Source organism: Rhizocola hellebori, assembly GCF_016862955.1.
Classification (GTDB): Bacteria; Actinomycetota; Actinomycetes; order Mycobacteriales; family Micromonosporaceae; genus Rhizocola; species Rhizocola hellebori.
In genome coordinates this window covers 1-14,593 of sequence record NZ_BONY01000112.1, presented here as the reverse complement: position 1 = coordinate 14,593, position 14,593 = coordinate 1, and the positions used below count along the sequence as shown (strand labels likewise).

Sequence of the window (14,593 nt, the reverse complement as noted above, 5' to 3'; positions counted from 1 at the left end):
CCTATCTGCCTACCATCGGGCGCAAGTCATTTCTAATCGCCCTTGCCACAGCATCGGCCAGATCGTCCACTTCGGACTCTTTAAGCGTCGCGATGGTGACGCGAACCGCCGGTGGGCTGGCCACCCGGTAGAGGCTGCCCGGCGCGACGGCGTAGCCCGCGTCGCGCAGCGCGGCGATCACCTGGGTCTCGTCCGGAACCGGGATCCACACGTTGATCCCGGTTCTGCCGAACGCTGCCACGCCCCGCGCGCGCAGAGCGGCCAGCATCGCGTCGCGGCGGCGGTCGTACACCTGCCCGGCCTGTACCGGGTCGAAGGTCTCCCACAGCTGCAACAGGGTGCGCTGCAACAGGGTGGACACCCAGCCCGAGGTCAGCCGCATGCGTCCCTCCACTCGCGACACCGTCTCCGGGTCACCGGCGAGCACCGCGCAGCGCAGATCGGGGCCGTAGGGCTTCGAGGCGCTGCGCAGGAAGGCCCAGCGCGGACCCTCCCCGGCCACCGAGTGCAAGGGGACTCCGGCCAGCTCCGCCGCGTGATCGTCCTCGATCACGAGGACGTCTTTGAGCAAGGGCCGCAGCAGGAGAGCCCGGGCCGCGCTTACCGCGGCGCCGGTCGGGTTCTGCGCGCGGGTGGTCACGATGATCGCGCTGACTCCGCGCTCGAGGGCGGCGAGAACACCGTCGAGGGTGGGGCCCTCCTCGTCGACCGGGATCGGGACCGGTACCAAACCCAAGACCGCCAACAGATCCAGGCAGGCGGCCCAACCGGGGTCCTCCACGCCCACCCGGTCGCCGGGGCGCAGATGGGCGGTGAGCACCTTGTCCATGCCGTCGAGGGAGCCGGAGACCAGGGTCAGCCGGGTGTCGCTGGGCAGCCGGGGCAGCCGCTTCTTGGCGGCGGCGAGGAACTCGGGCAGCGGCCCGGCGCCGGAGTAGCCGACGTTGGCGGCGGAAGTGGTTTGCAAGCGCGGCAGCAGAGCCGGGTCGGGCTCGCCTGACGAGAGATTGCGCAACCCATCGGGCACCGCCACCGCACGGGTCGAGCGCAAAGCCGAGATCGGCGGGGCCGACCGGACCCGCGTGCCGTTGCGCCCGGCCGTGGCCACGATGCCGCGCTGGCGCAGCCGCTGGTAGGCCGAGGCCACGGTGGCCGGGCTTACCCCCAGCTCGACAGCGAGCGCCCGCACCGCGGGCAGGGCCGCGCCCGGCTTCAGCGCGCCCCCGCGTACGCCTTCTTCGATGGACGCCGCAATGGCGGTTGCCGTCTCACCGGACACCCGATAATGTACTGCCACAGTTCTAAGAATGTACTAGAACAAAGGCGGGATGGCAATGACCTATCCGATGACCGAGCGCACCACGGCGATGCGGATGCGCGAACGGATGTCCTACGACCGCGATCTGGCCCACCAGATCCTCGACGAGGCATGGCATTGCACGCTCTCCTTCACCGTCGACGGTGAGCCGCGCGCGCTGCCCACGCTGATCGTGCGGATCGGCGAAACCGTCTATGTGCACGGCTCCACCGGGTCACGCCCCCTGCTTGCCGCCTCCAGCGCGGGCCTTCGGGTCTGCCTCTCGGTCACCCACCTCGACGGGCTGGTGCTGGCGCGCTCACAGTTCCACCACAGCGCCAACTATCGATCGCTTGTCGCGCATGGGATCGCCACGCCGGTGACCGACGAGACCACCAAGCTTGAGGTTCTCGCGGCGCTCGTGGAGAAGCTGGGTGCGGGCCGGTCCGCGCACACCCGGCCGCCCAACACCAAAGAGCTTGCCCAGACCGCGGTGCTGGCCCTCACGCTGACCGAGGTCTCGGTCCGGTCCCGGGTGGGCGGGGTCAATGACGACGAAGAAGATCTGGGCCTGCCCTATTGGGCCGGGGTCGTGCCGCTCAAGCTTCACGCCGGCCGCCCGCAACCCGCCGCCGGGGTCACCGCGCCGAGGCCCGGCTATCTTGCCGCGAGCCCATGGTTCGAGCCGGTGGTCATGCGGGGCAAGCATGTGGTGCTGGAGCCGCTCGAAATGTCGCACTCCGATGAGCTTTTCGACGCCCTCGACGACGAGGAGGTCTGGCCCTACATCCCCTACGCCCGGCCTCGCGAACGTGCCGGGATGACGCCATTCATCGCGACGATCCTGGCCAATCCCGGCCGGGTCGCCTGGGTTCAGCGCTGCGCAAAAACCGATGCTTTGCTGGGTACCACGTCCTACTTCCCCGATGAAGCGTTCCAGTCGCTCGAAATCGGGGGCACCATGCTGGCCCGCAAAGCGTGGCGCAGCGGGGTCAACACCGAGGCCAAACTGATGCTGCTGGAACGCGCTTTCGAGGTGCTCGGCGCGCAACGGGTCAGCTGGCAGACGGATGTGCGCAACCTCAGGTCGCAGCAGGCCATCGAGCGCCTCGGCGCCACCCGCGAGGGAACCTTGCGCGGCAACCGTTTCCGCAACGACGGCACCCGGCGGGACTCGGCGCTCTTCAGCATGATCGCTCAAGAGTGGCCGAAAGCACAGTCGAGTTTGCGATCTCGGCTGCGAGACTGAGTGTCATGTTCGGTGTCACCGATATCTGGACCTATGTCATCGGCACGGTGGCCATCATCCTGCTGCCCGGGCCGAATTCGCTTTTCGTGCTGAGCACCGCCGCTCAGCGCGGGGTCAAAGCGGGCTACCAGGCGGCTTTTGGAGTCTTCCTCGGCGACAGCATCCTGATGCTCGCCTCGGCGGCCGGTGTCGCCTCGGTTCTGCGCGCGTATCCGCCGTTGTTCTATTTCATCAAGTACGCGGGTGCTGCCTATCTCGGTTACCTCGGCCTCAAGATGATCCTCGGTGCCTTTCGCCGGCGAGAGCCGGCCAAGCTTGAGGAGCCTGCGCCCGCCGAGACCAAGAGCCCGTTCCGGCGTGCGTTCACCATCAGCGCCTTCATGAATCCGAAGGCCACGCTCTTTTTCATCTCGTTCTTCGTCCAGTTCGTCGACCCCGGCTACGCCTACCCGGCGCTGTCATTCCTGGTGCTGGCGGTCATCGTGCAGATCATGAGCGCGCTCTACCTGACCGCGCTCATCTTCGGGGGAAGCCATCTGGCCGAAGCGTTCCGCCGTCGCCGGCTGCTGGCCAAGGCGGGCACCGCCACGGTAGGCGCGGTGTTCATAGGCTTCGGCCTCAAACTGGCCACCGCCACCCTCTAACTCCGGCTGATCGCTCAGGCGCTGGAGGTAGAGGTGAGCGATGGTTCGGGGGTGAGCAGGTCGTGGCGACCCAGGTCGCGCATGATGTCGTTGACCACCCATAGTCCAAGATGGATGGGGCGTACCACGAAATAGTGAACGGCCGCGCGCACCCGCGCGCGGTCGACCGCACTTGACCGCATGGTGTCGGTGATGAGCTCGCGCAGTCTTGCCGCGACCCCGGTGGCCAGGGCGAGCTCATGGTGCTCACGCCGGGCTTCGAGCCGCGCTAGGTGTCCATCCAATTGCCGTAGCAGAACATCCGATTCGTGCTGATGACTGCGTCTTTCGTCCATGACGTCCGTCCTCCCGCACCGTGAGGGCTGGGTTACAAACCGTGACCACGACCCTACGCGAATCGCCCATGGCAGACAAGTCATACGTCTTGGCCGGATGTCGCACCCAGCAGGCAGGATTGACGGCGTGATGGATCGCTTTGGTGAGGCGACACGGGCGTGGTTCGACGCGGTGTTCGCCGCGCCCACGGCCGCGCAGGCGGGTGCCTGGGACGCGATCACCAAGGGTCTTCATGCGCTGGTAGTTGCCCCGACCGGCTCGGGCAAAACATTGGCCGCCTTCCTCTGGGCACTCGATCGGCTGACCCACGAGCCGCAGCCCGTGGAGCCTTTGAAGCGATGCCGGGTGCTCTACGTGAGCCCGCTCAAAGCGCTCGCGGTCGATGTCGAGCGCAACCTGCGCGCGCCGCTGACCGGCATCAAACACGCCGCGGCCCGGCTCGGTCTGCCCGAGCCCGACATCACGGTGGGCATGCGCACCGGCGATACCCCGGCCGATGAGCGACGCGCCTTCCAGCGGCGGCCGCCCGACATCCTCATCACCACGCCCGAGTCGCTCTTCCTCATCCTGACCTCCCAGGCCCGAGAGTCCTTGCGCGGCATAGAGACCGTCATCGTCGACGAGGTGCACGCGGTGGCGGGCGGCAAGCGCGGCGCCCATCTCGCGCTTTCCCTGGAGCGCCTCGATGCCCTGCTGCCCAAGCCCGCGCAGCGCATCGGGCTGTCCGCGACGGTCGAGCCGGTCGAGACGGTGGCCAGGTTCCTGGGCGGAGTCCAGCCGGTGGAGGTGGTCCGGCCCGAGTCCTCGAAGACCATCGAGATCAGCGTCGAGGTCCCGGTCGAAGACATGACCGCGCTCGACGAGGGCCGCGCCGACGACGAGGGCCCGCGCCGGGCATCCATCTGGCCGGCCGTGGAGGAGCGCATCTACACGCTCATCAAGCAGCATCGTTCGACCATCGTCTTCGCCAACTCGCGCCGAGGCGCTGAGCGGCTCTGCGCCCGCCTCAACGAGCTCGACATCGAGCAGCGCGCGCTGCAGGAGATGCCGGCCCAGATCATGGCCCAGTCGGGCGCTTCCTATGGCGCGCCTGGCCTCATCGCCCGCGCTCACCACGGGTCGGTGTCGAAGGAGGAGCGCAAGCAGATCGAGGAGGAGCTGAAGTCGGGGCGCTTGCCGGCGGTGGTGGCCACCTCCAGCCTCGAGCTCGGCATCGACATGGGCGCGGTCGATCTGGTGATCCAGGTCGGCGCCCCGCCCACGGTGGCGGCGGGCATGCAGCGGGTCGGCCGGGCCGGTCACCAAGTGGGCGCGGTGTCGCGAGGGGTGGTCTTTCCCGTCCACCGCGGCGACCTGCTGGCCTGTGCGGTGGTGTCGCTGCGCATGATGGGCGGAAAGCTTGAGCCCATTGACTATCCGCACAACCCGCTGGACGTGCTCGCGCAACAGCTCATCGCGATGACGGCGCTCGACGAGTGGACGGTCGCCGAGGCAGCCACGCTGATCCGCAAGGCGGCGCCCTTTGCCGAGCTGCCCGAGTCGGCTCTGCACGCCACCCTCGACATGCTCGCGGGCCGTTATCCCTCAACGGCTTTCGCCGAGCTGCGGCCCCGCATCGTGTGGGACAGGGCGGCCGACAAGCTCACCGGCCGTCCCGGAAACCAGCGCCTCGCGGTCACCTCGGGCGGCACCATCCCCGATCGCGGGCTCTTCGGCGTCTTCCTGGCCGGCGCCGCCAAACCAAGCCGGGTCGGCGAGCTCGACGAGGAGATGGTCTACGAGTCGCGGGTCGGTGACGTCTTCGCCCTGGGCACCAGCTCTTGGCGGATAGAGGACATCACCCCCGACCGAGTGCTGGTCTCCCCCGCGCCCGGCCAGGCGGCCCGGCTGCCTTTCTGGAAGGGCGACACCCAGGGCCGCCCGGTTGAGCTGGGCAAGGCGCTGGGCGCCTACCTGCGCTCGGCGCAGACCGCTGCGGGCAAGGCTGGCAAGACATCCACATTGGACACTTTGCAGGCCAGCGCCCAAGCCAATCTCAAGGCCTACCTTGAGGAGCAGCGGCAGGCGACCCGGGTGCTGCCCGACGACCGCACGGTGCTTGTGGAGAAGTTCCGCGACGAGCTGGGAGATTGGCGCATCGTCTTGCATTGCGTGCTGGGCGCGACGGTCAACGCGCCCTGGGCGCTGGCCATCGGACAGCGGCTGCAGGAGCGCTACGGCGTTGACGCCCAGGTGCACGCCGCCGATGACGGCGTGGTGGTTCGCCTGCCCGAGATGGCTTCCGAACCGCCCGACGCCGAAACCTTCGTCTTCGATCCGGAGGAGATTGAGTCCATCGTGGCCGACGCGGTGGGCGGCTCGGCCATGTTCGCGGCCCGTTTCCGTGAGTGCGCCGCCCGGTCGCTGCTGCTTCCCAAACGCGATCCGGGCAAGCGCCAACCGCTGTGGCAGCAGCGCCAGCGCTCGAGCCAGCTGCTCGAGGTGGCCCGCGAATACGCCGATTTCCCGGTGACGCTCGAGGCGGCGCGTGAGTGCCTGCGCGATGTGTTCGACCTGCCGGCTTTGGTTTCGCTGATGCGCGAGATCGCCAGCCGCAAGGTCCGGCTGGTCGACGTCACCACCCCCCAACCCTCGCCGTTCGCCCGCTCGCTGCTGTTCGGTTACGTAGGCGCCTTCCTCTACGGCGAAGACGCGCCGCTGGCCGAGCGGCGCGCGGCCGCGCTTGCCCTCGACCCCACCCTGCTCGGCGAGCTGCTCGGCCGGGTCGAGCTGCGCGAGCTGCTCGATCCGGAGGTCATCGCCTTTACGTCGCAACGCCTTCGCTGGGCCGACCGCACCCTGCGCGACGGCGAGGACCTGGTTGAGATGCTGCGCCAGCTGGGCGACCTGACCGAAGCCGAGCTGGGCGATGCGGCCCCATGGACGAGCGATCTGATCCGGGCCATGCGCGCCTTGAAAATCAGGATCGCGGGCGAAGACCGTTTCATCGTCGCGGAAGACGCGGGGCGTTATCGCGACGCGCTGGGGGTGGCACTTCCGCCCGGGCTGCCCGCCGCCTACGCGGAGCCGACCGCGGATCCCTTGGTAGACCTCATCTCCCGCTATGCGCGCACGCACGGCCCGTTCCGTGCCGACGACTGCGCCCATCGCTTCGGGCTCGGCGTGGCCGTCGTCGACCACACCCTGCGCCGGCTGGCCGCCTCCGGGCGTGTGGTCTCCGGCGAGTTCACGCCCGCTTCCGACGGCGGCCATATCGAGTGGTGCGACGCCGAGGTGTTGCGCCTGCTGAGGCGGCGCAGTCTGGCCGCGCTGCGCAAGGAGATCGAGCCGGTGCCGGTCTCCACCCTCGCCCGGTTCCTGCCGCGCTGGCAGCACGTGGGCGCCAACGCGCACGGCATTGACGCGGTGGCCGCGGCCATCGACCAGCTGCAGGGCGTGCCGATTCCAGCCTCCGCGCTGGAGCGCCTGGTGCTGCCGGCCCGCGTCGCCGACTACACACCGTCCTATTTGGACGAGCTGTGCTCCACGGGCGAGGTGGTGTGGAGCGGCGTGGGCTCCATCCCCGGTGGCGACGGCTGGATAGCGCTGGCCTTCGCCGATTCCGCCGAGCTGCTTCTGCCCCCGCCGTTGGAGCTGAGCCAGGACGTCCTGCACGAGTCGGTCCTCGCCGCGCTGAGCGAAGGGGCATTGTTCTTCCGGGCTCTCTCCGACCGGATCGGGGCGGTCGACGACGCCGAGCTTGTTGCCGCCCTTTGGGACCTGGTTTGGGCCGGCCTCGTCGGCAATGACACGCTCGCGCCGGTCAGGGCCCTGCTGGCGGGCGGCTCCGGCGCACACCGCACCCGGCCCACACCGGTGCGTTCCAGGCTCGGCCGGCCAGGAAGACCACGGATGCCCGCCCGGGGCGGCCCGCCCAGCGCCGTTGGCCGCTGGCACCTGCTCGCCGAGCGTGATCTTGATCTCACCAGGCGCGCCGCCACCACCGCCGACGCGCTGTTGGAGCGGCACGGCGTGGTCATCCGCGGAGCCGTTGCCGCGGAAGGACATCCGGGCGGCTTCGCCGCCGTCTATCCCGTGCTCGCGGCGCTGGAGGAAAGGGGTGCCGCCCGCCGCGGCTATTTCGTGGAAGGGCTTGGTGCGGCACAGTTTGCCCTGCCCGGCGCGGTCGACCGGCTCCGCGCGACCGAGGAGGAGAAGCGCGCGCTCGTGCTGGCGGCCACCGATCCGGCCAACCCCTACGGGGCGGCGTTGCCCTGGCCGCAAAACGCCGAGGGGCACCGTCCCGGGCGCAAAGCGGGCGCACTCGTGGTGCTGGTGAACGGTGAGCTGACGATCTATGTAGAGCGGGGCGGGCGCACCCTTCTATCCTTTGTGGAGGATGAGTCTGTGCTGCTCAGGGCCGCGACTGAGCTTGCCGCCGCGGTGAAGCGGGGCGCTCTCGGGGCGATGAGCGTGGAGCGCGCGGACGGCGACGCCGTCCTCGGGACCGGTCTGGGCAAAGCACTCGAATCGGCAGGATTCAGAATCACTCCACGTGGATTACGACTGAGGGGTTAATCGGGGTGGTAACTCTGGACACCTGATGGCATGCTGCCGTTCATGACGGCTGTCACCCCCGCCGAGCTATTGCCTGCACACGAATCGACCGCAGCGCACCAACGCGACCCCTACGTCGACTTCTTACGTGCGCTCAGCTTGATTGTGGTGGTGCTCTGGCATTGGGCCTTCACCATCCTGGAGTGGCGCGACGACGGGCCACACGCCACCAGCCCACTCGGTTTCACCCGCGGTCTCTGGCTCGCGACTTGGCTCTTCCAGGTGCTGCCTCTGTTCTTCTTCATCGGCGGCTACGTGCACCTCAAGTCGTGGGAGCGGGCGCAGTCGCGTGGTGTCAAGATGCATTCCTTTGTGCTGCGGCGCATCCGCCAGCTGCTGATTCCAGCGACGATCGTGTGTTTCGTGTGGATCGCGCTGGGGTCGATGATCGGGGCTTACTTCAACCTGCAAGGGGTCGGCCGCGCGGTGAAGCTGGTGGTCAGCCCGCTGTGGTTCCTTGCGGTCTATCTGTGCCTGGTCGCGCTCCTGCCGCTTTCCCTTTGGCTGCACCGCAAGGCCGGCATGCTGGCCGTGATCTGGCTGGCGGGCGGGGCAATGCTCGTCGACGTCATCCGCTTCGGCAAGGGGATAGAGGAGGCCGGCTGGCTGAACATGGTGCTCGTCTGGAGCCTGGCCCATCAGGCGGGCTACTTCTACCAGAAGATCGTCGACGCGCCTCGGCACAACGATTGGGCGGTGATGTGGGCGGGCCTGTTCGGGCTGGTGGGCTTGGTCGGCTCCGGGCTCTATCCGGGCACGATGGTCGGCGTACCGGGCGAGCGCTTCTCCAACATCGGGCCGCCCACCTTCGTGATCGTGGCGCTGCTGCTCTTCCAGATCGGCACGGCCGAGCTGTTGCGGCCCGGGATGCAGATCAGGCTCAAGCGGCCCCGCTGGGAAAGGCTCAACAAGCTGGTCAATGAGTTCTCCCTCCCGCTGTACCTGGTCCACAGCACCGGCATGGCGGTGTTCCTCTTCCTGGCCTGGATCAGCTTCGGCATCGACATGAAGAAGCAGGCGCACGTGGACCTGGGCTGGTGGCTCACCCGGCCGCTGGCCATCATCGGCCCGCTCATCTGCACCATCCCCGTGCTCTGGCTTTTCCGGCGGATTCAGAACCGCGCCAAAAAGGCGGCCATCGAAGCGCGCGAGGACAGCCAGACCGTTGTAGCGTCTTAGCCGTGCCGGAGTTCGATTACGTTTCGTTCACGACTGACTACGGTCTGTCGGATGGTTTCGTGGCTTCCTGTCACGGGCAGATCGCGCGCCTCGCGCCGCCAGTCAAGATCATCGACGTCACCCACCTCATCGCGCCCGGCGACGTGACGCGTGGCGCTGCGGTGCTGGCGCAGACCGTGCCCTACCTGCCCACCTCGGTCCACCTGGCGGTGGTCGACCCCGGTGTGGGAACGCAGCGGCGAGCGGTTGTCCTGCACACCCCGAAGGGCGTACTGGTCGGGCCGGACAACGGGCTGCTGATCTGGGCCGCTGACGCGCTGGGCGGGATAACCTCGGCCCACGAGCTGTCCACTCCGGACACGGCGTCGCGCACCTTCCACGGACGCGACGTCTTCGCGCCCGCCGCCGCCAGACTGGCCGTCGGCAGCCTCCCGCCCGGCCCGGCGATCGATCCGCATTCCCTGGTGCGGCTTCCCGACCCGGTGGTAGCCATCGGCGAGGGCTGGATCGAGGCGGAGGTGCTCACCATCGACCGCTTTGGCAACGTGCAGCTGGCCGCTCCGGGCGCCTACCTGCAACAGCTGCCCGACAGCGTCACGGTCGGCGGCTGCCGCGCGATGCGCGGGGAGACCTTCTCCGACGCGCCGAGCGGCGGCATGGTGGTTTTCGCCGACTCGGCCAACCAGCTCGCGATAGCCGTCAACGGTGGCCGGGCCGCGGTCATGCTCGCCGTGAACCCCGGCGACATCGTGCGCATCAGCTGAGACCCCGACCCGAAACCGCGGCCCGGCCCATCGAGACCGAGCCGCGGTACAAAATCTCCGACGCGGTGGCAGCGGTGTATTCGGCTGGAAGCCTGTGCGCCTCAACATGCCGCCGGGTACGCAGGAGCGTCAATTCCCCGCCGCGGCACCGATGCCGAACGGACAGGTACTGATCACAGATGGATATAGCGAACTAACTCAGCCCACAGCGTCTGCCTTACTGGCGACTCCCTGAGGCTCTAGACGCCCGTGAGCTCGCGGCCTCGCGCCGTGCCGGAACCGTTGCCCGGACGCAGGTTGCGCGCCCGAAGAGTGGTGCGCAACGGGTTTTCCCGGCGCACGGTCACAGCCACCTGACCATCGGCGGCCCAGACCGGCTCTTCCACCCGCGGGGTTTGCGCGGGGGTAGACGGCAGCACGCCCTCGACCTGTTCGGCGAGAGCGACCGTGTCACTGACATCACGCAGCACCTCGGACAAACGCGCACCAAGCGCGTCGCAAATCGAGGCAAGAAGCTCGCTGGAGGCTTCCTTTTGGCCACGTTCAATCTCGGAAAGGTAACCGAGGCTGACGTTCGCGGCCGTGGAAACCTCGCGCAGGGTCCGATGTTGCCCCTGCCGGCGCGCGCGCAGGGCGTCGCCGATCACTCTTCGCAAGAGCATTTTGGCGCACCCCCTTTATATCTCTAGCCGACGGTTATCACCGGCGGCTGCCAATGAACCGTACCCCTTCGAGGCCAGATCGACACCCTCGCCCCGCCGCTAAAACTTTATGATCGTAGATGTTATGGCTCAACTCACACTTGAAGCACCTCGGTCACCGCGGTGATAAAGATCATCAGCCACGACGCAGGCCATTAGGTTCCAAGAGTAGGCCAGCCACCCGCGACTCGCCCGCCTTTGTCCCGGCCGTTGTCCCTGCCTTTTACCCCCCGCAGCGGTCCGGCCTTACCCGCCGCAGCGGTCAGGCGAGGTGATGGGCGAGCAGGGCCAGCGCGGCCGTTACCGCGCTGTTGCGGATGGCCGCCCTGTCACCCGTGAGGCTGAGTTGCTCAACCGCCGACGCCGGCCCGGACAGGGCCACGAAAACCGTGCCGACCGCCGTGCCGTCCTGTGAGTCCGGGCCGGCGACACCTGTCGTCGCCAGCCCCCAGGTGGCTTCGCAGCGCGCACGAGCGCCCTCCGCGAGCTGGGCGGCGACCGCCGCGTCGACCGGCCCACGCAGGGCGAGAAGGCTCGCGTCGACCCCGGCCAGCTTGTGCTTGAGATCGGTCGCATACACGACAAACCCGCCGCGGAACACTTTCGAGGCACCCGGGACGTCGACGATGGTCGCCGCAAGCAGCCCGCCCGTAAGCGACTCCGCCACGGCCAGCGTCTGACCCCTTGCCCGTAGCGCCTCGACCACGCCCGCCGGGCTCACTTGCTCGCCAGCCACGCTTCGTGTTTCTCACGCTCGGTAGGCCACAGCTCAAGGAGCCCCTCGTCGGCGACGCCGAGCTCGACGATCGTGTCGCGCCAGCGCTGCGGGTCGTCCAGGTGCTCTTCCCGCTTGCCATCTCTGTCGATGGTCGTCAATATGCAGCCGCGCAGGATTCTTACCCGGCCGGCCTCGCGAACCTGGGCGACCAGGAAGCGCCGAAACGTTGAGCTGGGCGAGGTGGACAGGTGCTCGTGGGCTTGGGCGAAGTCAGCTATCCGAGCGCCCGCCGACTCGAACTCCATCGCCCCGAACGACCCTTCCGGGTCATGCTCGAACCGCCAGCCATCGCGCCGCGCACACGGCTCGAGCCTGTACTGGAAAGGTCCCTGCCGATAGGTGCCGGGCGTCAACGGCAGCGGCTCGTAAAGGGCGTCGCCCAGCCCCGCGTCCACGAACCACATTCCGTCGAGATCGTGGACGACGAGCACCAGGTGGTTCAGTGCGGCTTCGGACTCGAGGAGGCGCACCACGTACCCACGATGAAGGGAAACCTGAAAACCGAGCGACCGCAGCAGCTCCGCGAACGCGCCATTGAGGTGGAAGCAGTAGCCATTGCGACCGGCGAGCACCTCGGCCACGGACGACTCCAACGCGATCGAGGCGGGCCGGTCGCGGATGATCTGAAGGTTGGTATAGGCCACCTTCGCCACGTGCGCCCTGTGCAGCTCGAAGAGGTAGTCGACGGATGGCTTGGCACGCGGCAGCCCGAGCCGTGCCAGATAGGCGTCGATCACTGCGACTCCCGGCGAAGCCGGTAAGCCGCGACGACGTAGTCGATTCCGGTCACCACCGTGACGATCAAAGCCGCGTACATGAGCACGATCCCCACGGCCGACCACGGCGACGGGAAGGGGAACAGGTACCAGGCGATGGCAGCAATTTGAAGAACTGTCTTGAGTTTTCCGCCTCGGCTGGCGGCGATGACACCGTATTTGAGCATGGAGAAGCGCATCAGGGTGATGCCCCACTCGCGCACCAGGATCACCAGCGTGATCCACCACGGAAGCACGCCATAGGCGCTGAGCAACACCAGCGCGGACCCGGTGAGAGCCTTGTCGGCGATGGGATCGGCGACCTTGCCGAAGGAGGTGACCAGCTCGAAACGCCGGGCCACCCATCCATCAACGTAGTCGGTTATGGAGGCGACGCTGAAGGCTATGCCGCTCGCGACACGCAGCCACGGATCGGTCATCTCAGAGGCGATGACCAGGGCCACGAACACCGGGATAAGCACTATTCGCACGACAGTGAGCGCGTTGGCCGCGTTCAGGACCGGAGTCTTCTTGAGCCGCACGGTGCCCACGTTAATCAGTGGTGACGACAGCGGAGACCATAGTTACCGGCTCTGCAACCAGATCGACACCTTCGGTGCGCACAACCTTCGCCCGGACCAGATCACCCGGCCTCAGCGCGGCGCCGTCAAAACCGCCGACAAGCGTGGTGGATCCGTCGACCTCGGGTGCCTGATGGGCAGCCCGGCCCTCGATGACACCGTCACTGATGGTGTCCACCATGACGTCCACTGTGGAGCCGATTCGCTCCTCGGCCCGCTGGGCGCAAAGCTCATCGGCAAGTGAGAGCAGCTTTTCGTAGCGGCGCTTGATGGTGGCCGAGGTGACTTTGTGGTCCATACCGGCGGCCTCGGTGCCATCCTCGTCGGAATAGTCGAAGACTCCGATCGCGTCCAGCCGCGCCTCGGTCACGAAGCGCACCAGCTCCTCAAAATCGGCGCGCGTCTCACCGGGGAATCCAACAATGAAATTGCTTCGGGCCCCAGCCGCCGGGGCCAGCTCACGGGCGCTGCCAAGCAGCTCGAGGAAGCGTTCGGTGGAGCCGAAGCGGCGCATCCGCCGCAACACCGGCTCGGACGAATGCTGGAACGACAGATCGAAGTAGGCCGCTACCCCAGGCGTGTTCGCGATGACCTCGACCAGCCCCGGCCGCGTCTCGGCCGGCTGCAGATAGCTTGCCCGAACCCGCACGATGCCATCGATCGCGGCAAGTTGCGGCAGAAGCTTCTCAAGCGCACGCGGGTCGCCCAAGTCTTTACCGTAGGAAGTCGAGTTTTCGCTTACCAAAACCAGCTCCCGAACCCCGGACCGGGCCAGCCACTCGGCCTCGGCGAGCAACTCCTCGGGCAACCGGGAAACGAACGACCCCCGGAACGAGGGAATGGCGCAGAAAGCACATCGCCGATCGCACCCGCTGGCCAGCTTCAGCGAGGCCACCGGACCCTTCTCGAGCCGGTGCCGCAAAATCGGGCGCAGATGCGCCGGCGTCGCCGCGTCCACCACGGTATGCCCCGGCACGACAGCCTTCGCCGAACGCCGCTCCACCGGCGTGATGGGCAGCAGCTCCCGCCTGTCCCTCGGCACATGCGGCTCGACCTTTTCGCCGCGCAACACCGAGTCAAGGGTCGCCGAAATACTCGGATAATCGTCAAACCCCAGCACCGCGTCGGCCTCAGGCAGGCTCTCCGCGAGCTCACGCCCGTAGCGCTCAGCCATGCACCCCGCCGCGACAACCTTGGCGCCCGTGCCCGAGGCAGCCAGCAGAGTCTCGATCGAGTCCTGCTTCGCCTTCTCCACAAACCCGCACGTATTGACGAGCACCACGTCGGCCTGCGAGCCGTCAGTGCTCACCTGCCACCCATCACCGGCCAGCCGGGCAGCCAACTCCTCCGAGTCAACCTCGTTGCGGGCACAGCCCAACGTGAGCAGGGCGACAGTCTTCTTCTCGGGAGCAGGCACCCGCCAAGGTTACCGTCCGCCCAACCGAGACCGGACATCATGTGACGATCATCTTCAGTGTTCCAGGTTTCACCTACACCACAGCATTTCTCACCAACACTTTCTTTTGCGCCGCCACGTCGTGGTCCCGCGCCGCACCTCCCGGGCGGCAACGCCACCTGCGTGCTTGGTCACCCCCGGCGGCTGCGCCGCCGACCCGTTTTTGTCGTACTGCTGTTCTATGTTTTCGGTGTGGATGAGCGGGCAGCTTGGGCGCTAACGGGGCAAGAGCTCCGCGACGCCGTGCTCGACGCTTT

At 67.7% G+C, this 14,593-nt stretch carries 12 protein-coding genes; 5 read left to right on the top strand and 7 right to left on the bottom strand.

The window, feature by feature from the left end:
• Position 1: 1 nt before the first annotated feature.
• Positions 2-1,297 carry an aminotransferase class I/II-fold pyridoxal phosphate-dependent enzyme gene (locus Rhe02_RS44835; RefSeq protein ID WP_203914660.1) on the bottom strand — a complete coding sequence of 432 codons (1,296 nt, stop codon included), beginning with the start codon at positions 1,295-1,297 and terminating at the stop codon, positions 2-4.
• A 31-nt stretch (positions 1,298-1,328) separates the two neighbouring features.
• On the opposite strand from Rhe02_RS44835, the gene Rhe02_RS44830 reads away from it, so the two are divergent.
• Together Rhe02_RS44830 and leuE are read left to right on the top strand one after the other, a co-directional pair.
• Positions 1,329-2,546, top strand: coding sequence for a bifunctional pyridoxamine 5'-phosphate oxidase family protein/GNAT family N-acetyltransferase (locus Rhe02_RS44830; protein WP_203914659.1), 1,218 nt, complete (start codon positions 1,329-1,331; stop codon positions 2,544-2,546).
• Between the two features lie 5 nt (positions 2,547-2,551).
• Complete coding sequence (leuE, locus tag Rhe02_RS44825) at positions 2,552-3,190, top strand: leucine efflux protein LeuE (RefSeq protein WP_203914658.1); 639 nt, start codon at positions 2,552-2,554, stop codon at positions 3,188-3,190.
• A gap of 14 nt (positions 3,191-3,204) precedes the next feature.
• On the opposite strand, the gene Rhe02_RS44820 is transcribed toward leuE, so the two are convergent.
• Positions 3,205-3,525 (bottom strand): hypothetical protein, encoded by a 321-nt coding sequence (locus tag Rhe02_RS44820; RefSeq protein WP_203914657.1) that lies wholly within the window; start codon positions 3,523-3,525, stop codon positions 3,205-3,207.
• Between the two features lie 130 nt (positions 3,526-3,655).
• Between Rhe02_RS44820 and Rhe02_RS44815 the strand changes: the two genes are divergently transcribed.
• The 3 genes from Rhe02_RS44815 to Rhe02_RS44805 are packed head-to-tail and all read left to right on the top strand — an operon-like array spanning position 3,656 to position 10,065.
• Positions 3,656-8,083, top strand: a complete 4,428-nt coding sequence (locus Rhe02_RS44815) for an ATP-dependent helicase (RefSeq protein WP_203914675.1) — start codon at positions 3,656-3,658, stop codon at positions 8,081-8,083.
• Positions 8,084-8,125: 42 nt separating this feature from the next.
• Positions 8,126-9,301 (top strand): acyltransferase family protein, encoded by a 1,176-nt coding sequence (locus tag Rhe02_RS44810; protein ID WP_203914656.1) that lies wholly within the window; start codon positions 8,126-8,128, stop codon positions 9,299-9,301.
• A gap of 2 nt (positions 9,302-9,303) precedes the next feature.
• On the top strand, positions 9,304-10,065 hold the full coding sequence (locus Rhe02_RS44805; protein WP_203914655.1) for an SAM hydrolase/SAM-dependent halogenase family protein: 762 nt from the start codon (positions 9,304-9,306) through the stop codon (positions 10,063-10,065).
• A 239-nt stretch (positions 10,066-10,304) separates the two neighbouring features.
• Here Rhe02_RS44805 and Rhe02_RS44800 read toward each other — a convergent pair whose 3' ends face one another.
• The 5 genes from Rhe02_RS44800 to rimO all read right to left on the bottom strand — a co-directional run bounded on the left by Rhe02_RS44800 (position 10,305) and on the right by rimO (position 14,297).
• Positions 10,305-10,727, bottom strand: a complete 423-nt coding sequence (locus Rhe02_RS44800) for a helix-turn-helix domain-containing protein (protein ID WP_203914654.1) — start codon at positions 10,725-10,727, stop codon at positions 10,305-10,307.
• Between the two features lie 301 nt (positions 10,728-11,028).
• Positions 11,029-11,502: a CinA family protein gene (locus Rhe02_RS44795; protein ID WP_239124463.1), complete on the bottom strand. Its 474-nt coding sequence runs from the start codon at positions 11,500-11,502 to the stop codon at positions 11,029-11,031.
• Positions 11,484-12,281 (bottom strand): arylamine N-acetyltransferase family protein, encoded by a 798-nt coding sequence (locus Rhe02_RS44790; protein WP_203914653.1) that lies wholly within the window; start codon positions 12,279-12,281, stop codon positions 11,484-11,486. Before Rhe02_RS44790 ends, Rhe02_RS44795 begins: the two co-directional genes overlap by 19 nt.
• Complete coding sequence (gene pgsA / locus Rhe02_RS44785; RefSeq protein ID WP_203914652.1) at positions 12,278-12,841, bottom strand: CDP-diacylglycerol--glycerol-3-phosphate 3-phosphatidyltransferase; 564 nt, start codon at positions 12,839-12,841, stop codon at positions 12,278-12,280. Before pgsA ends, Rhe02_RS44790 begins: the two co-directional genes overlap by 4 nt.
• A 10-nt stretch (positions 12,842-12,851) precedes the next feature.
• On the bottom strand, positions 12,852-14,297 hold the full coding sequence (gene rimO / locus Rhe02_RS44780) for a 30S ribosomal protein S12 methylthiotransferase RimO (protein WP_203914651.1): 1,446 nt from the start codon (positions 14,295-14,297) through the stop codon (positions 12,852-12,854).
• Positions 14,298-14,593 lie beyond the last annotated feature (296 nt).

Excerpts from the sequence above, each read along its gene's own strand:
- Rhe02_RS44815 (WP_203914675.1), top strand. The coding sequence starts at position 3,656 with ATGGATCGCTTTGGTGAGGCGACACGGGCGTGGTTCGACGCGGTGTTC.
- Rhe02_RS44810 (WP_203914656.1), top strand. The coding sequence starts at position 8,126 with ATGACGGCTGTCACCCCCGCCGAGCTATTGCCTGCACACGAATCGACC.
- leuE (WP_203914658.1), top strand. The coding sequence starts at position 2,552 with ATGTTCGGTGTCACCGATATCTGGACCTATGTCATCGGCACGGTGGCC.
- Rhe02_RS44830 (WP_203914659.1), top strand. The coding sequence starts at position 1,329 with ATGGCAATGACCTATCCGATGACCGAGCGCACCACGGCGATGCGGATG.
- Rhe02_RS44820 (WP_203914657.1), bottom strand. The coding sequence starts at position 3,525 with ATGGACGAAAGACGCAGTCATCAGCACGAATCGGATGTTCTGCTACGG.
- Rhe02_RS44800 (WP_203914654.1), bottom strand. The coding sequence starts at position 10,727 with ATGCTCTTGCGAAGAGTGATCGGCGACGCCCTGCGCGCGCGCCGGCAG.